The following is a 24,627-nucleotide window of genomic DNA, read 5'->3' as shown; positions in this document are numbered from 1 at the left end:
CCGGGGCGCCGCGAGGGGCGCTGCGCGGGGCGCGGCCGGGGGTGCGGCCATGAGCGCGACGTCGAGCGGCGCGCGCCGCACGTTCTTCCGGTGGCTGGGCGTCCCGATGCAGCGGCTTGAGGACTTCGGGCGGCAGCTCTGGTTCTACCTGCGCGCGTTCGCGTGGACGTTCCGGGTGCTGCGCCGCTACCGGACGGAGGTCCTGCGGCTGCTCGCGGAGGTCAGCCTCGGCACCGGCGGGCTCGCGGTGATCGGCGGTTCGGTGGTGATCGTCGGGTTCATGACGTTCTTCACCGGCAGCCAGGTCGGCCTCCAGGGGTATGAGTCGCTGAACCAGATCGGCACGGCCGCCTTCACCGGGTTCGTCGCGTCCTACTTCAACACGCGGGAGATCGCGCCGCTGGTGTCGGCGCTGGCGCTGTCGGCGACGGTCGGCTGCGGGTTCACCGCGCAGCTCGGCGCGATGCGGATCTCCGACGAGATCGACGCGCTGGAGGTCATGGCCGTCCCCTCGATGCCGTTCCTCGTCACCACCCGGATGATCGCCGGGATGATCGCGGTGGTGCCGCTGTACATCGTCGGGCTGCTCGCCTCCTACGGCGCGACACGGCTGATCGTGACGCTGTTCTACGGGCAGTCGACGGGCACCTACGACCACTACTTCCACCTGTTCCTGCCGCCGAACGACATCCTCTGGTCGTTCGGCAAGGTGATCGTCTTCGCGGTGCTGGTCATGCTGATCCACTGCTACTACGGCTACCACGCGAGCGGCGGCCCGGCGGGGGTCGGCATCGCGGTCGGCCGCGCCGTCCGCACCAGCATCGTCGTGATCAACGTGGTCGACCTGATGCTGGGGATGGCGATCTGGGGCGCCTCCACGTCCGTGCGGATCGCGGGGTGAGCGGGTGATGGGCGAACGGATCCGGTACCGGCTGCTCGGCCTGGCGATGCTGGTCGCGGTGGCGCTGCTGCTGGCGCTGACGGTCGCGCTGTTCAACAAGGCGCTGACCCCGGTGACCAGGGTGGACGTCGCGGCCGAGCGGGCCGGGCTGCAACTGCTGCCGCGCTCGGACGTGAAGGTGCGCGGGCTGATCGTCGGCGAGGTGCGCGGCACGGAGGCGACCGACGACGGCGCCCGGCTGCACCTGGCGCTCGACCCGGACAAGGCCCGGCTGATCCCGAACAACGTCCAGGCGCGGCTGCTGCCGAAGACGCTGTTCGGCGAGAAGTACGTCGACCTGGAGATCCCCGAGCACGCGGGCGCGCTCGGCCTGCGCAAGGGGCAGGTGATCCAGCAGGACCGCTCGCAGGCCGCCGTCGAGGTCAACAAGGTGCTCGACGACCTGCTCCCGCTCCTGCAGGCCGTGAAGCCCAAGCAGCTCAACTCGACGCTGAACGCGCTCGCCACCGCGCTCCAGGGGCGCGGCGACCAGATCGGCCGCGACATCGAGCAGGCCGACGCGCTGCTGCGGAAGGTCAACCCGGAGCTGGGCACGCTGGTGCACGACCTGAACGCGCTCTCGGACGTGTCCGACATCTACACCGCCGCGGCGCCCGACCTGCTCCAGACCCTGCGCAACCTCAACGTGACCAGCACGACCATCACCGACAAGAAGGCGACGATCGAGGGCCTGATCCCCGCGGTGACGAGCCTGGCGAACGACGGCGACGCGTTCATGCGGCGGAACGGCCCGAAGATCATCGGGTTCAACATCGCGAACCGGGACGCGCTCGGCGTGGTCGCCCGGTACTCGCCGTCGCTGCCGTGCGTGCTCGCCGGGATGATGAAGCTGAAGGGCGAGGCCGAGCGGGCGGCGGGCGCGAACGGCTCCAAGACCTTCAACCTGACGATCGAGATCGTCAAGCCGCGCCCCGCCTACACCTACCCGCTGGACAAGCCGGAGGCCAAGGACCAGCGGAACCCGCGCTGCTACGGCCTGCCGAACCCGAAGGTCCCCTTCCCCGACTACCTCGCGCTGGACGGCACGCAGGACGACCTGTGGTGGAAGAACCCCGATGACCCGAACGGCGGAGGCACCCCGGGGAACCGCGGCCGCGCCGTGTCGAACGTGTTCGTCGATCCCGGGTCGATGAGCGAGAAGGAGCGGGTCAAGAGCATCGTGGCGCCGATGACGCGCACCCCGTCCGACCGGCTGTCGGACCTGTCGCAGCTCATGATGGCGCCGCTGCTGCGCGGATCGGTGGTGACGGTCCGGTGAGGACGACGAGCGCCGCGATCAAGCTGGGGATCTTCGTGGTCCTCACCTCGCTCGCGACCGGCGTGCTGGCGATGACGATCGCCAACGTGCACTTCGGCGCGACGCGCGGCTATAAGGCGATCTTCACCGATGTGGCGGGGCTGCTGCCCAAGGACGACGTGCGGGTCGCGGGCGTCCGGGTCGGGCAGGTCGAGAAGATCCGGCTCCACCGCGGGAACCAGGCCGAGGTGACGTTCAGCGTCAGGAAGGGCGGGGTGTTCCAGGCGGGGCTGCCCGCGTCCACGAAGGTCCAGATCCGGTACCGGAACCTGATGGGGCAGCGCTACGTCGCGCTGACCGACGGGGCGGGCCGCTCCAACGACTACCTGCGCCCCGGCGGGACGATCCCGGTCGGCCAGACCGCGCCCGCGCTCGATCTGACGACGCTGTTCAACGGGTTCCGCCCGCTGTTCAAGGCGCTGGAACCGGACGATGTGAACAAGCTCGCGTTCCAGATCGTCCAGACCCTCCAGGGCGAGGGCGGGACGGTCAACAGCCTGCTCGCGCACGTCGCCTCGCTCACCAACACCCTCGCGGACCGCGACCAGGTCATCGGGAAGGTCATCGACAACCTGAACGCGGTGCTCGGCACGATCAACGAGCGGCACGACGAGATCAACCAGCTGATCACCGACCTGCGCGGCTTCGTCGGCGGGGTGTCGGACGACCGGCAGGCGATCTTCGACTCGGTCGCGGCGATCAACGACCTGACCGGCACCACGCAGGGGCTGCTGAAGGACGTCCGGCCCGACCTGAAGGACGACATCGCGGGCCTGCGGCAGCTCACCGGGACGCTCAACGCGAACAGCGGCGCGCTCGACCAGGGCTTCCAGCGGACCCCGGGCCGGCTCCAGAAGCTCGTGAACATCTCCTCCTACGGCTCCTGGTTCAACATGTACATCTGCGGTTTCGACGCGAGGGTGCGGCTGCCGGGCGGACCGGCCATCCAGACCCCGGCGCTCGTGAACGAGAACGCGAGGTGCAAGTAGATGAGGGTCCCGTTCCGGGAGCGCAACCCGGTACCCATCGGCCTCGCCGGGTTCGCGGTCATCATCGTCGCGCTGGCGGTCGCGCTGAACCTCGACGGCATCCCGTTCCTGTCCGGCGGCACGACCCACACCGCCGACTTCAAGGAGGCGGCCGGGCTGAAGTCCGACGAGGAGGTCCGCGTCGCGGGCGTCAAGGTCGGCAAGGTCACCGGCCTCGAACTCGACGGCGACCACGTGAGGGTCACCTTCCGGGTGGACGACGGCGTGCGGCTCGGCGACCGCACCGGCGCCGACATCAAGATCAAGACGGTGCTCGGCGCGCACTACCTGGCGCTGACCCCGCGCGGGAAGGGCGCGCTCGGCCGCCACATCCCGATCGAGCGGACGCACGTCCCCTTCGAGGTCGTCCCGGCGATCAGCGAGCTGACGAAGAAGTTCCAGAAGATCGACGAGAAGGAGGTCGCGCGGTCGTTCGACGTGCTCGCGCAGACCTTCCAGAACTCGCCCGAGGAGATCCGGGCCTCGCTGCGCGGGCTGCGGCGGCTGTCGAACACGGTCGCCTCCCGCGACGACCAGCTCCACGAGCTGACCGGCAAGGCCAGGGACGTCTCGCAGCTCCTCGCCGACCGGAACAAGGACTTCGCCAAGCTGATCCAGGACGGCGACAAGGTGCTCCAGGCCGTCCAGGCCAGGCGCGCGGTCATCCACCAGCTTCTCGTCAACACCGTGACGCTGTCGCAGCAGGTGAACGCCCTGATCAAGGAGAACGAGGCGCAGTTGCGCCCGATGCTCGACAACCTGCGCAAGACCAACGCGATTCTGCTGCGCAACCAGGACAACCTCGACCGGATCCTCCAGCTGTTCGCGCCGTTCGCCCGCCAGTTCGCGGACGTCACCGGCACCGGCCGCTGGTTCGACTCCTACATCCAGAACCTCATCCCCATCCCCGCGTCCCTGGAGCTCCCCTCGGGCGGCGGCGGGCAGAAGAAGGGCGGACCACGGCAAGGCGGACCACGGCAAGGCAGTCGGCCCGGCAACGACAGCCCGTTGCCCTTCCTCCCGTGAGCGGCAGGCAGGTTCCCCGTGCGTAACTCAGCGACCATCCTCCGGCTCGGCGGCGCGATCCTCGCGCTCGCCGTGCTGGCCGCGCTGCTCACGCTGGCGTTCCCGGAGAAGCGGCAGCGGCACATGACGGCCTACTTCAGCCGGACGGTCGGCCTCTACAAGGGCGCCGACGTGCGCATCCTCGGGATCCCGGTCGGCGAGGTGACCAGGGTGACGCCGGTCGGCGACTCGGTCCGCGTCGAGCTGCGCTACGACGCCAAGTACAAGGTCCCGGCCGACGCACACGCCGCCATCGTGAACCAGACGCTCGTCGCCGACCGCTACGTCCAGCTGACGCCGGTCTACAGGGGCGGGCCTGTCCTTCCGGACAAGGCGACGCTGACGGTCGGGCGCACCCAGGTGCCCGTCGAGGTCGACGAGATCGGCGGCAGCCTGAACGACCTCAGCCAGGCGCTGGGCCCGAAGGGCGCCAACGCCCCGGGCGAGGACGGCACGGGCGCGCTGTCGCGGCTGCTGAAGGTCGGCGCCGACAACCTGGACGGGCAGGGCGCCGACATCCGGCAGACGATCGGCGACACGTCCAAGATGCTGAGCACGCTCAGCGCCGACCGCGGCGACGTCGCCAAGACGATCCAGAACCTGCGGGTCATCACCGACGCGATGAAGGCGAACGACCAGCAGATCAAGTCGTTCACCGGCCATCTGAACGGGGTGTCGGGGCAGCTCGCGGGGGAGAAGGAGGAGCTGAGCGCCGCGCTCAACACGCTCGCGCCGACGCTGCGCGACATCCAGCGGTTCATCAAGGACAACCGGGGCGAGCTGGCCGTGAACGTCCGGCAGCTCGCGCAGGTGACGGGCGTGCTCGTCAAGGAGAAGGACGCGCTGGCGGAGGTGCTGGAGGCCGGTCCGCTGGCGATCAACAACCTGGCCCGCGCCTACGACCCGATCAGCGGCACCATCCACGACCGCGCCGACCTGCGCCAGTTCCACGACCTGGCCGACTGGCTGTGCTCGCTGGCCTACTCGGTCGGGACGCCCGCCAAGCAGTGCCTGAGCTTCCTGCGGCCCCTCAACCCGATCGGCAAGGCGCTCACGAACTTCAGCCTGGACCTGTCCTGGATCACCGCGCTGACCACGCACTACGACCCGGTGCCGATCCCGCCGGACGCCTACGGCCCCGGCGGCCAGGGCAAGTCGGGCGGTCAGGGCGAGCCGGGCGGCAAGGGCCCGGGGACCACCGGCCGGCCGGTGCGCAACCCGCACCAGCCGCAGCCGATCACCTCGCTGCTCCCGGGAGGCGGCCGATGAGCCCCGCCCGGCGCCGCGCGCGGCTGCTCCTGTCGGCCGCCCTCGCGGGCGTGGCCGCGCTGTCGGGCTGCTCGTTCGGCGGCGTGGACTCCATCCCGCTGCCCGGCGGCCCCGACCTCGGCTCGAACCCGCGGACGGTGAAGATCGAGTTCACGAACGTGCTGGACCTCGTCCCGCAGTCGGTCGTCAAGGTCAACGACGTCTCGGTCGGCAAGGTCGAGAAGATCGACCTCGCGGGCGGCGACGCGGGCTGGCACGCCGTCGTCACCGTCAAGCTGCGGCGGGACGTCCGGCTCCCCGACAACGCCACCGCGACGATCGGGCAGACCAGCCTGCTCGGCGAGAAGTACGTGGCGCTCGCGCCGCCCACCGGGCAGCCTCCCACCGGGGAGCTCGGCTCGGGCGACCTGATCCCGCTCGGCCGCACGTCCCACGGCACCGAGATCGAGGAGGTGCTGTCGGCGATGTCGCTGCTGCTGAACGGCGGCGGCCTCGAACAGGTCGCCACGATCAGCCACGAGTTGCAGGCCGTGATGGGCGGCCGCGAGCCGACGATCAGGTCGGTGCTCGACCGGGTCAACACCTTCACCGGCACCCTCGACCGCAACCGCGCCGCGATCACCCGCGCGCTCGACAGCATCGAGCGGCTCACCGGCAGGCTCTCGGCCGAGCGCCGCACGATCACCGACACGATCGACCGGACCGGCCCGGCGATCACCGTCCTCGACCGCAACCGCGCCGACCTCACCAGGATGCTCGTCGCGCTGGACCGGCTGAGCCGCACCACGACCGGCGTGATCAGGGCCTCGCAGGCCGACATGGTCGCGAACCTGCGCGACCTCGACACGATCCTGCGCAACCTCAACAAGGCCGGGTCCGACCTGCCGCGCTCGCTGGAGGCGCTGATCACCTTCCCGTTCCCGGCGACGTTCGGCAACGTCGTCGAGGGCGACTACGGCAACGTCCGGCTGACCCTCGACCTGGACTTCGAGTCGATCGCGCGGAACCTGCTCGGCGGCACCGACCTCGAAGGGCTGCTCGGCAGCGGACAGCAGATGCGGAACATGCTCCAGGTGCCGAACGTGACGCTGCCGGAGGCCCCGCTGGGCGTGCTGCCGCAGACCCCCGAAGGGGGCGGCGGGGGAGGCGGGGGCGGCGTTCTCCCGGCCCTTCCGAGCCTTCCGGGGCTGACCGGAGGCGGCGCGTCCCCGAGCCCGTCCGGGACGCCCGCGACGCCGGGCGGGTCGGGCGGGTCGGGCAGGCCGCGCTCGATGGCGCCGCCCGGCGGCCTCCGGGACCTGATGACGGGGGGACTCTCGTGATCCTCAAACCCGGCGTCAAGCTCCAGCTCATCGCCTTCGCGCTCATCACGGTCATCGGTGTGGCCGTCGTGTCGGTGAACTACATCGGCATCGGACGCGGCGCGCTCGGCAAGGAGTACACCGCCTACGTCGACCTCACCGACTCCGGCGGCGTGTTCACCGGCGCGGAGGTCACCTACCGGGGCGTGCCCGTCGGACGCGTCGGCCCGATCGAGCTGACCCGCGACGGGATCCGCGTGAAGCTGAAGCTCGAACGCGGGAGCGGCAAGCGGATCCCGCGCGAGGGGACGTCCGCGATCGTGGCGAACCGGTCGGCGGTGGGGGAGCAGTACATCGACCTCCGGCCGAGCCGCAGGGACGGGCCCTACCTCGACCAGGGCGAGGCGTACACGATCCCCCGGAGGCTGACCAGGCTGCCGGTGTCGACCGCCGAGCTGCTGCGCAACGTCGACGCGCTCGTCGGGTCGGTGAACACCAGGGACCTCGCGACGATCGTGGACGAGCTGGACAAGGCGTTCACCGGTTCCGCGTCCGACCTCCAGTCGATCCTGGACGACACCGACCGGCTGCTGAAGACCGCCGACCGGGCCTTCCCCGACACCAAGCGGCTGCTGGACAACAGCGTGACCGTGCTCGGCACGCAGCGGTCCCAGGGCGCGAACATCCGCGGGTTCGCCCGCAACCTCAACGAGCTGACGACCTCGCTCCGCGAGGACGACCCGGCGCTGCGCCGGACCATCACGAACGCCCCGGGCGCCGTGGACGAGACGCACAAGGCGATCGACCAGCTCGCGCCGACGCTGCCCGTCCTGCTGGCGAACCTCACCACGACCGGGCAGATCGTGTCGTCCCACAAGGCGGGGCTCCGGTCGCTGTTCATCCTGTATCCGGTGACGCTCGCGGGCGCGTTCACCGTCACCCCCGGCGACGGCACCCAGCACCTCGGCCTCGCGCTCAACATCGACTCCCCGCCCCCCTGCACCAAGGGCTACGAGAAGGTCAAGAAGCGCTGGCCGCAGGACACGTCCAAGAAGGACCCCAGGCTCGACGCAGGGTGCAAGGACGCGCACGACTCGCCGAGCGCCGTCCGCGGGGCCCGCAACTTCCCGCGCGAGGCCGTCGCGCCCTATCCGCGGGTCCCCCCGGGCGCCACCAGCGGCGCCGGATTCCCCGAAGGCGGCGCGGACGGGAAGAACGGCAACGGCTCGCAGGCCGGGGGCCCGGACGGAAAGCAGCCGACGAAGGCGCCGACCGGCCAGCTCGCGGACGGCAATCTCTACCTTTCGTACCCGGCGGAAACAGTCGAATTCGCTGGATACGATCCATCGACCGGGGCGGTCTACGGCCCCGACGGCAAGCAGTACGTGATGCCCCGGAGCGCCGGAACCCGCCAGTTGGGAGAGGAAGCGTCGTGGAAGTGGCTCCTGCTCGGACCGTTGAGCCAGTGAGGCCGGCCCGATGAGGCGCACCCCCTGGCTCCCCCTGGCCACGATCGTGCTGAGCGTCCTCGTGGTGGGGCTCGTCGTCGCGTCCGCGTGGCTCGGCGTCGTCTCCATGCGGAAGCAGGACGACGCCGACCAGCGGGCGAAGGCCCTTCAGGCGGCACGGCAGATGGGCGTCAACCTGATGACGCTCGACCACACGACCGCGCAGCGCGACGTCGACCGCATCGTCGCCGGCACCACCGGCGACCTCAGGAACAAGCTCGGCACCCAGGCGAAGCAGCTGCTGGACCAGCTCGCCAAGACCGGCGCCAAGTCCAGCGTCAGCGAGGTCGACGCCGCCGTGGTGTCGATGGACGGCGACTCCGCCGAGGTGATCGTCTCCCTGAACGGCACCGTCACCAACGCCAAGGTGAAGCAGGGCGCGCCGCGCGCCTACCGGTACCAGATGGACCTCACCCGAGACGGTGACCGCTGGCTCGTGTCCGAACTGGAGGTGGTCCCGTGACGGCCGAGACGACCGACAAGGCCCGCAGGGCCGCCGAGCGGGCGACGAAGGCCGAGGAGGCCGCCGAGGCCGCCCGGCTCGCCGAGGAGGCCGCCGCCAAGGCCAGGGAGGCGGCGCGGCTCGCCCAGATCGCCGCCGAGGCGGCCGCCGCCGAGGCCGAGGCCGAGCCGGAGGCGGAAGCCGAACCCGAGGCCGCCAGATCCGCTGAGACGCCTTCGGGTGACGGCGAGGCCCCCGAAGGCGCGGCCGCCCCCATCGAGGGCGCAGCGGACGGCTCAGCCCCTCCGGAGGCCGCCTCCGCGGCGGCCGCGACCTCCGCCGAGACGTCCAAGATCGACCTGAGCAAGCCCACCGCCGCCGAAGCCGGGGAGCCCTCGAAGGAAGCGACTCTCGCGAGCGTCGCCGAGTCCACCGGGTCCACCGGGTCCACCAGGTCCACCAGGTCCACCGAGTCCGCGAAGACCGGGACCGTCCTGGACGAGTCCGGCGGCGACGGCGCCGAGGAGGGCGCGCCGAAGCGGAGGCGTGTCCGCGTCCCCAGGGTCCGCGCCGAGGGGCGGGGCTCCGGGGCGCTGCGGAGCGGGACGCTGGTCGTCGTGCTGGTGGGCCTCGTGCTCGCGCTGGGCGGCGCGACGACCATGCTCGCGCTCAAGGTGCGCGACCAGAAGGCGACGGAGACCGCGTCCAGGCAGGGGCTGTTCGCCGCGTCCCGCGCGGCCCAGGCGCTGTCGTCCTACGACTACCGGAGCCTGGACAGCGACCTGAAGGCCGGCGCGGCGATGACCACGGGCAGGCTGCGCGGCGAGTTCGAGAAGCTCGCCGAGACGCTGAAGACGCTGGCGCCCCGCGAGCGGGCCGTCTCCTCGACGACGGTGATGAAGGCGGGCGTCGTGAGCGCGTCCCCGGACAGGGTCGTCGCGCTGGTGTACGCCAACCGGACGTCGCAGACCGCCTCCGACAAGCAGCAGCGCTTGCCCGAGCCCTTGCGGATCAGGTTGACCATGGTCAAGGAGCGGGGGAAGTGGCTCGCCTCGGAGCTCGCGGTGATCTCCTAGCGAGCCCGTGCGGCCCGCCCGCGAGACCCGCTCCGAGCGGCCTCGACGGGCCCGTCCGGCACCTGGTGATCGGTGCGTTATCGCCCGCCGCCAGGGGCGTTTCGTGCGCTTACCAACGGGTAGGCGACCGGATCCTAAACTATGGCCTTCCTCACTGCAGGTCAGAGCCCGAAAAGTCCAAGTCCGCTCTTGACTACACGCCCCTGAGGGGCGATGCTCCAAGGCAACTGTGATGCATACTGCGGCGCTAGAGTTGCGAGCGGTGTGGCAGTCGGCTACACTGCCCCTTTGCGCTGCCCTCTGACTATCCACGTGTGAGAGCTCCCCCGCGAGGGGTCCGTTTTGGACCCTGATGTGCGGGTCTTGGACGTGGATCGTCTGGCGTGCGTGTCGTCAGTTACGCCGCGAGCCCTCGGAAGGACCACTCTTGGCAGCCTCGCGCAACGCCTCGAATACCGCAACCGGTCCGAACCGCGTCTCCTTCGCGCGCATCAAGGAGCCGCTCGAAGTCCCGGACCTCCTTGCACTGCAGACCAACTCCGTTGACTGGCTGCTGGGCAACGAGAGGTGGAAGGCCCGGGTCGAGGCGGCCCAGAAGGCCGGAAGTAAGAGCGTCCCGACCCAGTCGGGGCTGGAGGAGATCTTCGAAGAGATCAGTCCGATCGAGGACTTCTCCGGAACCATGTCGCTGTCGTTCCGCGACCACCGGTTCGAACCGCCCAAGTACTCCGTCGAGGAGTGCAAGGACAAGGACATGACCTACTCCGCCCCGCTCTTCGTGACGGCGGAGTTCATCAACAACACCACCGGTGAGATCAAGAGCCAGACGGTCTTCATGGGCGACTTCCCGCTCATGACCCCGAAGGGCACCTTCATCATCAACGGCACCGAGCGCGTCGTGGTCTCGCAGCTGACCCGCTCGCCCGGCGTGTACTTCGACCGCGCCCTCGACAAGGCGTCCGACAAGGACATCTACGGCTGCCGGGTCATCCCGAGCCGCGGCGCCTGGCTTGAGTTCGAGATCGACAAGCGCGACAACGTCGGCGTGCGCATCGACCGCAAGCGCAAGCAGCCGGTCACCGTGCTGCTCAAGGCCCTCGGCTGGGACGAGGCGCGCATCCGCGAGCACTTCGGCGCCTACGAGTCGATCAACGTCACGCTGGAGAAGGACCACACCTCCGGCCAGGACGACGCGCTGCTGGACATCTACCGCAAGCTGCGGCCGGGCGAGCCGCCGACCCGCGAGTCGGCGCAGACCCTGCTGGAGAACCTGTACTTCAACCCCAAGCGGTACGACGTCGCCAAGGTCGGCCGATACAAGATCAATAAGAAGCTCGGCCTCGACCTCGACATGAAGCAGGGGACGCTCACCGAGGACGACATCGTCTCCACGATCGAGTACCTCGTCCGGCTGCACGCCGGCGAGGAGGAGGCCACCCTCGGGGCCGTCGCCGTGCCGATCGAGGTCGACGACATCGACCACTTCGGCAACCGGCGCCTGCGCACGGTCGGCGAGCTGATCCAGAACCAGGTCCGGCTCGGCCTCGCCCGCATGGAGCGCGTCGTCCGCGAGCGGATGACCACCCAGGACGTCGAGGCCATCACGCCGCAGACGCTGATCAACATCCGGCCGGTCGTCGCCTCCATCAAGGAGTTCTTCGGCACCAGCCAGCTCTCGCAGTTCATGGACCAGACCAACCCGCTGGCCGGGCTGACGCACAAGCGCCGCCTGAACGCGCTGGGTCCTGGCGGTCTGTCGCGTGAGCGCGCGGGCATGGAGGTCCGCGACGTCCACCCGTCGCACTACGGCCGCATGTGCCCGATCGAGACGCCGGAAGGCCCGAACATCGGCCTGATCGGCTCGCTGGCCGCCTTCGGCCGGGTCAACCCGTTCGGGTTCGTCGAGACCCCGTACCGCAAGGTCACCGACGGCGTGGTCACCGAGCAGATCGACTACCTGACCGCCGACGAGGAGGACCGCTACGTCATCGCGCAGGCCAACTCCCTGCTCAACGACGACGGCACCTTCGTCGAGGACAAGGTCCTCATCCGCAAGAAGGGCGGCGAGGTCGAGCTGATCCCGCCGCGCGACGTCCAGTACATGGACGTCTCCGCGCGGCAGATGACCTCGGTCGCGACCGCGATGATCCCGTTCCTGGAGCACGACGACGCCAACCGCGCGCTGATGGGCTCCAACATGCAGCGGCAGTCGGTGCCGCTGCTGCGCAGCGAGGCGCCGCTGGTCGGCACCGGCATGGAGTACCGTGCCGCGACCGACGCGGGCGACGTCATCACGGCCGAGAAGGCGGGCGTCGTCGAGGAGGTCTCCGCCGACTACGTCACCGTGATGAACGACGACGGCACCCGCACCACCTACCGGGTCGCCAAGTTCAAGCGGTCCAACCAGGGCACCTGCTTCAACCAGAAGCCCATCGTGGAAGAGGGCGCCCGGGTCGAGCTGGGCCAGGTCATCGCCGACGGGCCGTGCACCGACAACGGTGAGATGGCGCTCGGCAAGAACCTGCTCGTGGCGTTCATGCCGTGGGAGGGCCACAACTACGAGGACGCGATCATCCTCAGCCAGCGCCTCGTCCAGGACGACGTGCTGTCCTCGATCCACATCGAGGAGCACGAGGTCGACGCCCGCGACACCAAGCTCGGCCCCGAGGAGATCACCCGGGACATCCCGAACGTCTCCGAGGAGGTCCTGGCCGACCTCGACGAGCGCGGCATCATCCGCATCGGCGCGGACGTCGTCCCCGGCGACATCCTGGTCGGCAAGGTCACGCCCAAGGGCGAGACCGAGCTGACCCCCGAGGAGCGGCTGCTGCGCGCGATCTTCGGTGAGAAGGCGCGCGAGGTCCGCGACACCTCGCTGAAGGTGCCGCACGGCGAGCAGGGCAAGGTCATCGGCGTCCGGGTGTTCTCCCGGGACGAGGGCGACGAGCTCCCGCCCGGCGTGAACGAGCTGGTCCGGGTGTACGTGGCGCAGAAGCGCAAGATCACCGACGGGGACAAGCTCGCGGGCCGGCACGGCAACAAGGGCGTCATCTCCAAGGTGCTCCCGGTCGAGGACATGCCGTTCCTTGAGGACGGCACGCCCGTCGACATCGTCCTGAACCCGCTCGGCGTCCCCGGACGCATGAACGTGGGCCAGGTCCTGGAGACCCACCTCGGCTGGGTCGCCTCCCGCGGCTGGAAGGTCGAGGGCGACGACGCCGAGTGGAAGCGCGCGCTCAAGGAGATCGGCGCCGACGAGGCCCCGGCCTGGACCAACACCGCCACGCCGGTGTTCGACGGCGCCCGCGAGGACGACGTCACCGGTCTGATCGAGAGCACGCTGCCCAACCGCGACGGCAACCGCATGGTGGGCCCGGGCGGCAAGGCGCGGCTGTTCGACGGTCGCACCGGCGAGCCCTACAAGGACCCGATCTCGGTCGGCTACATCTACATCCTCAAGCTGCTCCACCTGGTCGACGACAAGATCCACGCCCGCTCGACCGGCCCGTACTCCATGATCACCCAGCAGCCGCTCGGCGGTAAGGCCCAGTTCGGCGGCCAGCGCTTCGGTGAGATGGAGGTGTGGGCGCTGGAGGCCTACGGCGCCGCCTACGCCCTCCAGGAGCTGCTGACCATCAAGTCCGACGACGTCCTCGGCCGCGTCAAGGTCTACGAGGCCATCGTCAAGGGCGAGAACATCCCCGAGCCCGGCATTCCCGAGTCCTTCAAGGTGCTCATCAAGGAGATGCAGTCGCTGTGCCTCAACGTCGAGGTGCTCTCCAGCGACGGCATGTCCATCGAGATGCGCGACACCGACGAGGACGTCTTCCGCGCCGCGGAGGAGCTCGGCATCGACCTGTCCCGGCGTGAGCCGAGCAGTGTCGAAGAGGTCTGATCAACTCAAGGGGAAAACAGTTGCTTGACGTCAACTTCTTCGACGAGCTACGCATCGGCCTGGCGACCGCTGACGACATCCGCCAGTGGTCGCACGGCGAGGTCAAGAAGCCGGAGACGATCAACTACCGCACCCTCAAGCCGGAGAAGGACGGGCTCTTCTGCGAGAAGATCTTCGGTCCGACCCGGGACTGGGAGTGCTACTGCGGCAAGTACAAGCGCGTCCGGTTCAAGGGCATCATCTGTGAGCGCTGCGGCGTCGAGGTGACGCGCGCCAAGGTGCGGCGCGAGCGGATGGGCCACATCGAGCTGGCCGCGCCGGTCACGCACATCTGGTACTTCAAGGGCGTCCCCTCGCGCCTCGGCTACCTGCTGGACCTGGCCCCGAAGGATCTCGAAAAGATCATCTACTTCGCGGCCTACATGATCACCAGCGTGGACGCCGAGCGCCGCGACCGCGACCTGCCCACGCTGGAGGCCCACATCTCGGTGGAGCGCCAGCAGATCGAGCAGGCCCGCGACGCGCAGGTCGAGGCCCGCCAGCAGAAGCTGGAGGGCGACCTCGCGGAGCTGGAGGAGGCCGGCGCGAAGGCCGACCAGAAGCGCAAGGTGCGCGACGGCGCCGAGCGGGAGATGAAGCAGCTGCGCGACCGCGCGCAGCGCGAGATCGACCGGCTCGACGAGGTCTGGAGCCGCTTCAAGAACCTCAAGGTCCAGGACCTTGAGGGCGATGAGCTGCTCTACCGCGAGATGCGCGACCGGTTCGGCAAGTACTTCGAGGGCGGCATGGGCGCCGCGGCCATCCAGGCCCGGCTCCAGAACTTCGACCTCGACGCCGAGGCCGAGAAGCTGCGCGACATCATCCGCACCGGCAAGGGGCAGAAGAAGGCCCGCGCGCTGAAGCGGCTGAAGGTCGTCTCGGCGTTCCTCAACACCCGCAACAGCCCGCTCGGCATGGTGCTGGACTGCATCCCGGTGATCCCGCCGGACCTGCGTCCGATGGTGCAGCTCGACGGTGGGCGGTTCGCCACCTCCGACCTGAACGACCTGTACCGCCGCGTCATCAACCGCAACAACCGGCTCAAGCGGCTGCTCGACCTCGGCGCGCCCGAGATCATCGTCAACAACGAGAAGCGGATGCTGCAGGAGGCCGTCGACGCGCTGTTCGACAACGGCCGCCGCGGCCGCCCGGTCACCGGGCCGGGCAACCGCCCGCTGAAGTCGCTGTCGGACATGCTCAAGGGCAAGCAGGGCCGGTTCCGCCAGAACCTGCTGGGCAAGCGCGTCGACTACTCGGGCCGCTCGGTCATCGTCGTCGGCCCGCAGCTGAAGCTGCACCAGTGCGGCCTGCCCAAGCAGATGGCGCTGGAGCTGTTCAAGCCGTTCGTGATGAAGCGGCTGGTCGACCTCAACCACGCGCAGAACATCAAGTCCGCCAAGCGGATGGTCGAGCGGGCCCGCCCGGTCGTGTGGGACGTGCTGGAAGAGGTCATCACCGAGCACCCGGTGCTGCTGAACCGCGCGCCGACCCTGCACCGCCTCGGCATCCAGGCGTTCGAGCCGCAGCTGGTCGAGGGCAAGGCCATCCAGATCCACCCGCTCGTCTGCACGGCGTTCAACGCCGACTTCGACGGCGACCAGATGGCGGTGCACCTGCCGCTGTCGGCCGAGGCCCAGGCCGAGGCGCGGATCCTGATGCTCTCGACCAACAACATCCTGAAGCCGTCGGACGGCAAGCCCGTCACCATGCCCACCCAGGACATGGTCATCGGCCTGTACTGGCTGACGACGGAGAAGGACGGCGCCCAGGGCGAGGGCCGTGCGTTCGGCGGCATCGCCGAGGGCATCATGGCCTACGACCGGGGCGAGCTCGACCTCCAGGCGAAGATCCACATCCGGCTCAAGGACGTCCCGCCGCCGCGGGACTGGATCGCGCCCGAGGGCTATGAGCCCGGCCAGCCCTACCGGCTGGAGACCACGCTCGGCCGCGCGCTGTTCAACGAGACGCTGCCGGAGGACTTCCCCTTCGTCAACGACGAGATCGGCAAGAAGCAGCTGTCGGCGATCGTCAACGAGCTGGCGGAGACCTACCCGAAGGTCGCCGTCGCCAACGCTCTGGACGCGCTGAAGAGCACCGGCTTCCACTGGGCCACCCGGTCCGGCGTCACGATCGCGATCGACGACGTCATCACCCCGCCGAACAAGCAGGACATCCTCGGCGGGTACGAGGCGCGCGCCGACAAGGTGCAGCGGGAGTTCAACCGCGGTCTGATCACCGATGACGAGCGCAAGCAGGAGCTCATCGAGATCTGGAACCACGCGACCGCCGACGTCGCCAAGGACATGGAGCAGGCGTTCCCGAAGGCCAACCCGATCTGGATGATGATCCAGTCGGGCGCCCGGGGCAACCCGCTTCAGCTGCGGCAGATCGCCGGTATGCGCGGGCTGGTGTCGAACCCGAAGGGCGAGACGATCCCGCGTCCGATCAAGTCCTCGTTCCGCGAGGGCCTGTCGGTCGTCGAGTACTTCATCTCGACGCACGGCGCCCGCAAGGGTCTGGCCGACACCGCGCTGCGCACCGCCGACTCGGGCTACCTGACCCGGCGCCTGGTGGACGTCGCGCAGGACGTCATCGTCCGCGAGGAGGACTGCGGCACCGACCGCACGATCCCCTTCGAGGTCGCCGACCGGCTGGAGGACGGCTCGCTGGTCAAGCTGGCCACGACCGAGACCAGCCTGGTCGGCCGCACGATCGCCGAGGACGTCGAGGTCGACGGGACCGTCATCTTCCCGGCCGACACCGACCTGTCCGACGCGGTCGTGACGCGGCTGGTCGAGGCGGGCGTGGACCGCGTCCGCACCCGCAGCGCCCTGGTCTGCGAGGCCAAGATCGGTGTCTGCGCCGCCTGCTACGGCCGCTCGCTGGCCACCGGCAAGCGGGTGGACGTCGGCGAGGCCGTCGGGATCATCGCCGCGCAGTCGATCGGTGAGCCCGGCACGCAGCTGACGATGCGCACCTTCCACACCGGCGGTGTGGCCGGTGGCGACATCACGCACGGTCTGCCGCGTGTCCAGGAGCTGTTCGAGGCGCGCATCCCCAAGGGTGTCGCCCCGATCAGCGAGGTCGCCGGCCGCGTCAAGATCGACGAGACCGAGAAGGCGCGCAAGGTCGTCGTCGTCCCCGACGACGGCGCCGACGAGATCGCCTACCCGGTGCCGATGCGCTCGCGCCTGCTGGTGAAGGAGGGCGAGCACGTCGACGTCGGCCAGCAGCTCATCGCGGGTGCGATCAACCCGCACGAGGTGCTGCGCATCCTCGGCCCCCGCGCCGTGCAGCTCCACCTGGTCCACGAGGTCCAGGAGGTCTACCGGTCGCAGGGCGTGTCGATCCACGACAAGCACATCGAGATCATCGTCCGCCAGATGCTGAAGCGGGTGAACATCCTTGAGTCCGGCGACACCGAGCTGCTGCCGGGCGACCTCGTGGAGCGTCCGATCTTCGAGGAGCGCAACCGGAACGTCGTCGCCGAGGGCGGGGTGCCCGCCGCGGGCCGCCCGGTCCTGATGGGCATCACCAAGGCCTCGCTCGCGACCGAGTCGTGGCTGTCGGCGGCGTCCTTCCAGGAGACGACCCGGGTGCTCACCGAGGCCGCGATGCACGCCAAGAGCGACCCGCTGCTCGGCCTCAAGGAGAACGTCATCATCGGCAAGCTCATCCCGGCCGGTACCGGCATGCCGCAGTACCGCAACGTCCGGGTGGAGCCCACCGAGGAGGCGAAGGCGGCGGTGTACTCCGTCGGCTCCTACGACGACGGCGCCGAGTACGCCTTCGGCCAGGGCTCCGGCGAGGCCGTCCCGCTGGAGGAGTACGACTTCGGGCAGTACAACCGGTAGTTCCGCAAGGCACGGCGAGGCCGTACGGAAAGGCCGCCCCCCGCGTTCGCGGGGGGCGGCCTTTCCGCGTTGTCACAGGATGCGGGCCTGTTTCGTCCCCATGACGTGTGGGACGACGAAGAGTTGGCGAGGGAGTTCCAGGCGCTGCGCGGACGGCTCCTGGGCGTGGCCTACGGGCTCCTCGGCAGCGTGGACGAGGCGGAGGACGTGGTCCAGGAGAGCTGGCTGCGGCTCCGCTCGGCCGACCGCGCCCGGATCGAGGACCTGACCGGCTGGCTGATCGTCACGACCGCGCGGCTGGCGCGGGACGTGCTGCGCTCGGCGCGGTACCGGCGGGAGGAGTACGTCGGCCCGTGGCTGCCGGAGCCGCTGGTGACCGGTGGGCGCCCGCGCCCCGACCCCGCGGGCGGCGGCGACCCCGCCGACCGGGTGACGCTGGACGAGTCGCTCAGCATGGCCCTGCTGGTCGTGCTGGAGTCGCTCACCCCCGCCGAGCGGACGGCGTTCGTCCTGCACGACGTGTTCGGGATCGGGTTCCCCGAGATCGGCGAGGTGGTGGGCCGCGGACCGGCGGCCTGCCGCCAGCTCGCCGTGCGGGCCCGCAGGCGGATCGAGGCGCGGGCCCCGCGCTTCGAGGCGCCCCCGGACGAGCAGCGCCGCGTCCTCGCGGCGTTCGCCGCCGCCTGCCGGACCGGCGACGTCCAGGCGCTGCTGGCGCTGCTCGACCCCGATGTCGTCGTGCGCAGCGACGGCGGCGGGCGGGTGGCGGCGGCGCGCCGTCCCGTCCACGGCGCCGACCGCGTCGCCCGCTACCTGTTGGGCGTCGCCCGGTGGTACGCGGGCGACGGCGGCATCACGCACGCCACGGTCAACGGCCGCCCGGGGCTGCTCTGGGCGCGGGACGGCCATCTCCAGGGCGTCATGTCCCTCACCCTCGACGGCGGCCGGATCGTCTCCGTCGACTTCGTCCGCAATCCCGACAAGCTCGAACGCGCACGACACCTGAGAGGAACACACTGATGCCGGACGTTCTGATCCTGGGCGGCGGGTTCGCCGCCGTCTGGAGCGCCGCCGCGGCCACCCGCCTGCTGCGCGAGGAGGGCGCTGAGCGCTCCGTCACGGTCGTCGCACCCGACGACCACATGGTGATCCGGCCCCGGCTCTACCAGGCCGACCCGGGCGCGATGCGGGTCCCGCTGGACGACGTCCTCGGGCCGATCGGCGTGGAGCGGGTGCGGGGGTACGCCACCGCCGTCCATACCGACCGGTCGGCGGTCACCGTCCGGGGGCGGGACGGGAGCGTCACCGAGCTCTCCTACCGGCGCCTCGTCCTGGCCACGGGCAGCGCGCTGGCCCAGCCGGACCTGCCCGGCGCCGAGCACCTCCACAACGTGGACACCGTCCAGGCCGCCATCGCGCTCGACGAGCACCTGCACGCCCTGCCCGAGGGCCCGGGACGCCACACGGCCGTGGTCATCGGCGCGGGCTTCACCGGCCTGGAGGTCGCGACGGAGCTGGCCGGGCGCATGCGGGCGCCGGGCGTCGCCGGGGACGCGGCGGACGGGGTCCGCGTCGTCCTCGTGGAGCGCGCCGACGTCCTCGGCCCCGACCTCGGCCCCGGCCCCCGCCCCGTCATCACCTCCGCGCTGGAGGAGCTGGGCGTCGAGGTGCGGCTCGGCGCGTCGGTGACCGAGATCACGCCGAACGGCGTCGTGCTCGGCGACGGCACGTCCATCCCTGCGAGCACCGTCGTGTGGACGGCCGGGGTGCAGGCCAGCCCGCTCACCCGCGACGTCCCGGCCGAGCGCGACCGCATCGGGCGCCTGGTCACCGACGCGTACCTGCGTGTCCCCGGGGTCCCGGGCGTGTACGCGGCGGGCGACACCGCCGCCGCCCCGGTCGAGGGCGGCAACCTCACGATGCCGAGCTGCCAGCACGCGACCCCCCTCGGCCGCCACGCGGGCCACAACGCCGCCGCCGACCTGCTCGGGCTCACGCCGGCGGAGTTCGCCCCCGACCCCTACGTGACGTGCCTGGACCTCGGCGCGGCCGGCGCGGTCTTCACCACCGGGTTCGAGCGGACGGTCGAGAGCACCGGGGAGACGGCCAAGGCCCGCAAGCGCGCGGTGAACGAGGAGTGGATCTACCCGCCGGTGCACGACGCGGAGGCGCTGCTGCGGCAGGCCGACCACCGGCTGTCCGTCCGCCGCCCGGTCGCCGCCGGCTGACCCGGCACGCCGTTTACCTGCGGTTATCTGGGTTTTCTTGACCTTTGACCGGGTTTTGCGGTGCCGTGCCCGGGGAGGGACCGGTTGCTGGCTAATCTGCGTGACGGGGAGGAAACCATATGAAACGGGTCATTACCGCAGCAGTGATCGCGATCGCGGCGACGGGGGTCGGAGCGGGAGCGGCTGGCGCCGCCCAGACGTCGCAGCCATCGCGACCAACGCAGCCGTCGCAGCAGCGCCAGGACTGCCGGACCTACTCCAGCACCACCGTGTGCGGCAAGGTCCAGCTCGACCAGAAGCAGCAGGCGTGCGCGACCTCGATGGTCCAGCAGGGGATGACCCAGCGCCGAGCCGAGGTGGAATGCCACGCGTTCGGCTGACCGTCCGCGAAGCCCGCGAAGCCCGCTTCCCCGAGGGGGAGCGGGCTTCCGGCATTCCGGGACACCCCGAGGTCGCCATCCGGGCGCGCGGGGTGAAACGATCGAGGCTCGGTCTGCGAAGGAGGCGGGACATGGATCAGGTGCGGCTCGGCGCGACGGGAACGAAGGTCTCGCGGATCTGCCTCGGCATGATGAGCTACGGCGACCCGGGGCAGCGGGAGTGGTTCCTCGGCGAGGACGCCGCCGAGCCGATCGTCCGGCGCGCCGTCGAGGCGGGGGTGACGTTCTTCGACACCGCCGACATGTACTCCACCGGCGCCAGCGAGGAGATCACCGGCCGCCTGCTGGGCCGCATGTTCCAGAACCGCGACGACTACGTCCTCGCGACGAAGGTGTACTTCCCGATGGGCCCCGGCGCCAACGAGTCCGGCCTGTCGCGCAAGCACGTGATGGCCTCCATCGACGCGTCCCTGCGGCGCCTCGGCACCGACCACGTGGACCTGTACCAGATCCACCGGTGGGACGACGAGACGCCCATCGAGGAGACCATGGAGGCCCTGCACGACATCGTGCGCTCGGGGAAGGCCCGCTACATCGGCGCGTCCAGCATGTACGCGTGGCAGTTCGCCAAGGCGCAGCACGTCGCCGAGACCCATGGCTGGACGAAGTTCGTCACCATGCAGAACCACTACAACCTCGTCTACCGCGAGGAGGAGCGGGAGATGATCCCGCTCTGCCTCGACCAGGGCGTGGGCTGCCTTCCCTGGAGCCCCCTGGCGCGCGGCCTGCTGGCGGGCAACCGCGAGCGGGGCGGCGGGCGCAACACCGTCCGCGCCAACACCGACGCCTACGCCGACCAGCTCTACGACGAGGCCGACTTCGACGTGGTGGACGTCGTCCGGCAGGTCGCCGCCGAGCGCGAGGTCCCGCCCGCGCGGGTCGCGCTGGCGTGGCTGCTCGCCAAGCCCGCCGTGACCGCCCCCATCGTCGGCGCGACGAAGCTCGGCCACATCGAGGACGCGATCGCCGCCGCCGACATCCGCCTGGACGACAAGGAGATCGCCCGCCTGGAGGCCCCCTACCGTCCGCACCCGGTCTACGGGCACTCCTGACCTGCGCGGCCGGCACGGCGTCCCCGGGCAAGGAACGGTCCGGGGTCGTCCGACGTCTATCCGGGGGGTGGTGATTTGCGATTCCACCGGCTATCGGGGCAGGCTGGTGACGAGAACGCCCACGGGTGGCAAGACCGCCACGTGGGGACATCGGTGACAAGGTTCGGAGGCCGCGTTATGCGCCGCGCGTCTCCGAGCGTCCGGGTGCTGAGGAGCCCCGGGACGACGGCGCTGAAGGAGCCCGACGATGACCGAGAATGACGGCACGCAGGGACCGCAGTGGCCGTTGCCGGAGGACGAGGGCCAGCGGCCCCCGGAGCAGAACGAGCCTCCGGCCCGTCCCCTGGGTGACCGCACCGTGGTGTTCGGAGCCCCGCAACTGGGCGGCAACGCGGGCCCGCAGCAGCCCCCGCAGCCCCAGCAGCCTCCGCGGCCGGAGCAGCCCGCGCACCCCACGCGGGTCGAGCAGCCGATCCAGCAGCAGCAGTACGGCGAGCAGCCCCCGGCGCCGCCCCAGCAGCCCTACAACCCGCCGCAGGAGCAGCAGTACGGGCAGCAGCAGCCCTACGGGCAGCAGCCGGGCCAGCAGCAGGGGCAGGGCGGCGGATACCAGCCGCCCGAGCCGCCCCCGTTCGGCCAGCAGCAGCCCTACGGCCAGCAGCCCGAGGACCCGTACGCGCAGCAGCAGGGCTACCCGCAGCAGCCCAGGCACGGCGCGCCCCAGGAACCGCAGCAGCAGCCCTACGGGCAGCCCGAGCAGCCGCAGTACGGCCAGCCCGAGCAGCAGCAGCCGTTCGGCCAGCCGCAGTTCGGCCAGGAGCCGCCGCCGCAGGACGCCACCGACCGCACGCTGATCGTCCCCGGGCCCGGCGCCGGTACGCCCGAGCCCGAGGCGCCGCCGCGTCCGGTGATCGACGACCAGGCCACGCTGCACTGGTCGCCGGGCACCGACATCCCGGTGGCGACCGGCCCCGAGCGCAAGCACGAGGCCCCGGCCGAGCCCTGGCAGTCCTCGCCCGCGCCGTCCGGCCCCGAGGCGTGGTCGGCGGAGCCGCCCCAGCAGGGGCAGCAGGGCCAGGTGGACCACGAGCGGACGTTGATGGTCCCGCCCCCGGAGTCGGGCTTCGGCGCGCCGGCCGCCCCGTCCCCGGCGGAGGACCCCTACGGCCGTCCCGAGGTGGAGGACGCCAAGCCGACCCAGGCCTTCGACCCGGGCCGCCAGTCCGAGCCGCAGGGCATGGCCGAGCACACCCGCATGGACATCGGCCAGCAGCAGTGGGGCCAGCAACAGCAGCAGCCGGGCCAGCAGCAGTACGGCGGGCAGCAGCAGCCCTACAACGCCCAGCAGCAGTACGGCCAGCAGGATCAGTACGGTCAGCAGGATCAGTACGGCCAGCAGGAGCAGCAGCAACAGCAGTTCGGCCAGCAGGAGTTCGGCCAGCAGCAGCCCTACGGCTCCCAGCAGAACCAGGGGCAGCAGCAGCCCTACAACGCCCAGCAGCAGTACGGCCAGCAGGACCAGCAGCCGCAGTACGGGCAGCAGGACCAGCAACAGCAGCAGTACGGTCAGCCGGACCAGCAGCAGCAACAGCAGTTCGGCCAGCCCGACCAGCAGCAGTTCGGCCAGCAGCAGTACGGCGGCCAGCAGCAGCAGTACGGCGGCGCCCAGCAGCCCGCCGCCTACGGCGGCGACGAGGGCAAGGGCGGCGGCCGGAACACGCTGTGGCTGGTCATCGGCGGCGTGGCGATCGTCGTCATCCTGGTCGTGGTGGTAGTAGCCTTCGTCCTCTAGGACGGCCGGGGGCGGCGTAAAAAGTGGTCAAGATCTTCCCCAACGAGGGATGAATGGGCCACAATGCGAGAACCGCGCCGTCCCCGACACCCCACCCCGCGGGCAGCGACGCAGACGTCGCGACCGGGTCCGAGGGCGGCCGCGAGCGAAGCGGCGCGGTGGCTTTCGGGGAGAGCGCCCGAGCCCTGACGCCCAAGGCGTCGCGTCGGGCATCATTTTGATTTTCAGCCCGCGGGTCGGTAACCTCTTCACTTGTGCCCGCTGTGCGGGCCGCTATGCGTGCGCACCGGCGAGGTCCAGTCGGCCAGGCCCAGCGCCGCATCTACTCCCCGGCTTGATCTGGCCCTGGTATGGGCCGGGCGGTCTGTGTCGGTTCTGAACGGCGCGATGCTCCGTGAGGTGGCGACACGCCCGACCGCGTGGGTCGGAGAGGTCGGGAAACCGGCAGGTCACAGCCTCGCCTGAGGTGGTGATTGCAGCATAGGACTTACCGGCTCGGTACGAGGAAGACGGAGACGCGGTGCCCACGATCCAGCAGCTGGTCCGAAAGGGCCGCCAGGACAAGGTGACCAAGAACAAGACGCCCGCGCTGAAGGAGAGCCCCCAGCGGCGGGGCGTCTGCACGCGCGTCTACACGACGACGCCCAAGAAGCCGAACTCCGCGCTTCGCAAGGTCGCCCGTGTCCGGCTGACCAGCGGGATCGAGGTCACGGCCTACATCCCCGGCGTCGGTCACAACCTGCAGGAGCACTCGATCGTGCTCGTGCGCGGCGGGCGTGTGAAGGACCTCCCCGGTGTTCGGTACAAGATCATCCGCGGGTCCCTGGACACGCAGGGGGTCCGCAACCGCAAGCAGGCGCGTAGCAAGTACGGCGCGAAGAAGGAGAAGAGCTGATGCCGCGCAAGGGCCCCGCTGGCAAGCGCCAGCTGATCGCTGACCCGGTGTACAACTCGCCGCTGGTCACCGCGCTCATCAACAAGATTCTCCTGGACGGCAAGCGTTCGATCGCGCAGAGCATCGTGTACGACGCTCTTGAGGGCGCTCGCGAGAAGACCGGCAACGACCCGGTCGTCACGCTGAAGCGCGCGCTCGACAACGTCAAGCCGACCCTGGAGGTCCGCAGCCGCCGCGTCGGTGGCGCGACCTACCAGGTGCCGGTGGAGGTGCGGCCGGCCCGCAGCACCACCCTCGCCCTCCGCTGGCTGGTGGTGTACGCGCGGCAGCGCCGCGAGAAGACCATGACCGAGCGGCTGATGAACGAGCTGCTCGACGCGAGCAACGGCCTCGGCGCGTCTGTCAAGAAGCGCGAGGACACCCACAAGATGGCGGAGTCCAACAAGGCCTTCGCCCACTACCGCTGGTAACCCCGGCGGCTTGAG

The 24,627-nt window shown here is 70.5% G+C and carries 18 protein-coding genes; all 18 read left to right on the top strand.

Annotation, left to right across the window (positions count from 1 at the left end; all coding sequences use genetic code 11):
• Nucleotides 1-49: 49 nt before the first annotated feature.
• Nucleotides 50-901, top strand: coding sequence for an MlaE family ABC transporter permease (locus GNZ18_RS29165; protein ID WP_156219794.1), 852 nt, complete (start codon nucleotides 50-52; stop codon nucleotides 899-901).
• A gap of 7 nt (nucleotides 902-908) precedes the next feature.
• Nucleotides 909-2,219 (top strand): MCE family protein, encoded by a 1,311-nt coding sequence (locus tag GNZ18_RS29160; protein WP_156219793.1) that lies wholly within the window; start codon nucleotides 909-911, stop codon nucleotides 2,217-2,219.
• Nucleotides 2,216-3,247 (top strand): MCE family protein, encoded by a 1,032-nt coding sequence (locus GNZ18_RS29155; protein ID WP_214618221.1) that lies wholly within the window; start codon nucleotides 2,216-2,218, stop codon nucleotides 3,245-3,247. The genes GNZ18_RS29160 and GNZ18_RS29155 overlap by 4 nt, the downstream gene beginning before the upstream one ends.
• Nucleotides 3,248-4,312, top strand: coding sequence for an MCE family protein (locus GNZ18_RS29150; RefSeq protein ID WP_156219792.1), 1,065 nt, complete (start codon nucleotides 3,248-3,250; stop codon nucleotides 4,310-4,312). It abuts the gene before it with no gap.
• Nucleotides 4,313-4,330: 18 nt separating this feature from the next.
• Nucleotides 4,331-5,620, top strand: a complete 1,290-nt coding sequence (locus GNZ18_RS29145; RefSeq protein WP_312874809.1) for an MCE family protein — start codon at nucleotides 4,331-4,333, stop codon at nucleotides 5,618-5,620.
• Nucleotides 5,617-6,942 (top strand): MCE family protein, encoded by a 1,326-nt coding sequence (locus tag GNZ18_RS29140; RefSeq protein WP_156219791.1) that lies wholly within the window; start codon nucleotides 5,617-5,619, stop codon nucleotides 6,940-6,942. The genes GNZ18_RS29145 and GNZ18_RS29140 overlap by 4 nt, the downstream gene beginning before the upstream one ends.
• Entirely contained in the window at nucleotides 6,939-8,390 is a 1,452-nt protein-coding gene (locus tag GNZ18_RS29135; RefSeq protein WP_312874808.1) for an MCE family protein, read from the top strand. The genes GNZ18_RS29140 and GNZ18_RS29135 overlap by 4 nt, the downstream gene beginning before the upstream one ends.
• Nucleotides 8,391-8,400: 10 nt before the next feature.
• Nucleotides 8,401-8,892, top strand: coding sequence for an Rv1363c family protein (locus tag GNZ18_RS29130; RefSeq protein ID WP_173390915.1), 492 nt, complete (start codon nucleotides 8,401-8,403; stop codon nucleotides 8,890-8,892).
• The gene (locus tag GNZ18_RS29125; RefSeq protein WP_156219790.1) at nucleotides 8,889-9,947 is read left to right on the top strand and encodes an Rv1363c family protein; all 1,059 of its coding nucleotides are present in this window, start codon (nucleotides 8,889-8,891) and stop codon (nucleotides 9,945-9,947) included. Before GNZ18_RS29130 ends, GNZ18_RS29125 begins: the two co-directional genes overlap by 4 nt.
• A 427-nt stretch (nucleotides 9,948-10,374) precedes the next feature.
• Complete coding sequence (rpoB, locus tag GNZ18_RS29120; RefSeq protein WP_156219789.1) at nucleotides 10,375-13,842, top strand: DNA-directed RNA polymerase subunit beta; 3,468 nt, start codon at nucleotides 10,375-10,377, stop codon at nucleotides 13,840-13,842.
• 20 nt (nucleotides 13,843-13,862) lie between these two features.
• Nucleotides 13,863-17,735, top strand: a complete 3,873-nt coding sequence (locus tag GNZ18_RS29115) for a DNA-directed RNA polymerase subunit beta' (RefSeq protein ID WP_156219788.1) — start codon at nucleotides 13,863-13,865, stop codon at nucleotides 17,733-17,735.
• Between the two features lie 105 nt (nucleotides 17,736-17,840).
• Nucleotides 17,841-18,755 carry an RNA polymerase sigma factor SigJ gene (sigJ, locus tag GNZ18_RS29110; RefSeq protein WP_308166083.1) on the top strand — a complete coding sequence of 305 codons (915 nt, stop codon included), beginning with the start codon at nucleotides 17,841-17,843 and terminating at the stop codon, nucleotides 18,753-18,755.
• Entirely contained in the window at nucleotides 18,755-19,963 is a 1,209-nt protein-coding gene (locus GNZ18_RS29105) for an NAD(P)/FAD-dependent oxidoreductase (RefSeq protein WP_156219786.1), read from the top strand. The genes sigJ and GNZ18_RS29105 overlap by 1 nt, the downstream gene beginning before the upstream one ends.
• A gap of 119 nt (nucleotides 19,964-20,082) precedes the next feature.
• Nucleotides 20,083-20,343 (top strand): hypothetical protein, encoded by a 261-nt coding sequence (locus GNZ18_RS29100; RefSeq protein WP_156219785.1) that lies wholly within the window; start codon nucleotides 20,083-20,085, stop codon nucleotides 20,341-20,343.
• A gap of 131 nt (nucleotides 20,344-20,474) precedes the next feature.
• The gene (locus GNZ18_RS29095; protein ID WP_156219783.1) at nucleotides 20,475-21,455 is read left to right on the top strand and encodes an aldo/keto reductase; all 981 of its coding nucleotides are present in this window, start codon (nucleotides 20,475-20,477) and stop codon (nucleotides 21,453-21,455) included.
• Nucleotides 21,456-21,702: 247 nt separating this feature from the next.
• Nucleotides 21,703-23,247, top strand: coding sequence for a hypothetical protein (locus tag GNZ18_RS29090; RefSeq protein ID WP_156219781.1), 1,545 nt, complete (start codon nucleotides 21,703-21,705; stop codon nucleotides 23,245-23,247).
• Nucleotides 23,248-23,767: 520 nt separating this feature from the next.
• Nucleotides 23,768-24,142, top strand: a complete 375-nt coding sequence (gene rpsL / locus GNZ18_RS29085; RefSeq protein ID WP_030176166.1) for a 30S ribosomal protein S12 — start codon at nucleotides 23,768-23,770, stop codon at nucleotides 24,140-24,142.
• A complete protein-coding gene (gene rpsG, locus GNZ18_RS29080) occupies nucleotides 24,142-24,612 on the top strand; it encodes a 30S ribosomal protein S7 (RefSeq protein WP_021597494.1) in 471 nt (156 codons plus the stop codon). The genes rpsL and rpsG overlap by 1 nt, the downstream gene beginning before the upstream one ends.
• Nucleotides 24,613-24,627: the final 15 nt, after the last annotated feature.

It is taken from the genome of Actinomadura litoris (assembly GCF_009733595.1).
GTDB classification, from domain to species: domain Bacteria; phylum Actinomycetota; class Actinomycetes; order Streptosporangiales; family Streptosporangiaceae; genus Spirillospora; species Spirillospora litoris.
The sequence above is the reverse complement of the archived record's forward strand: the minus strand, read 5'-3'. Positions and strand labels throughout refer to the sequence as shown.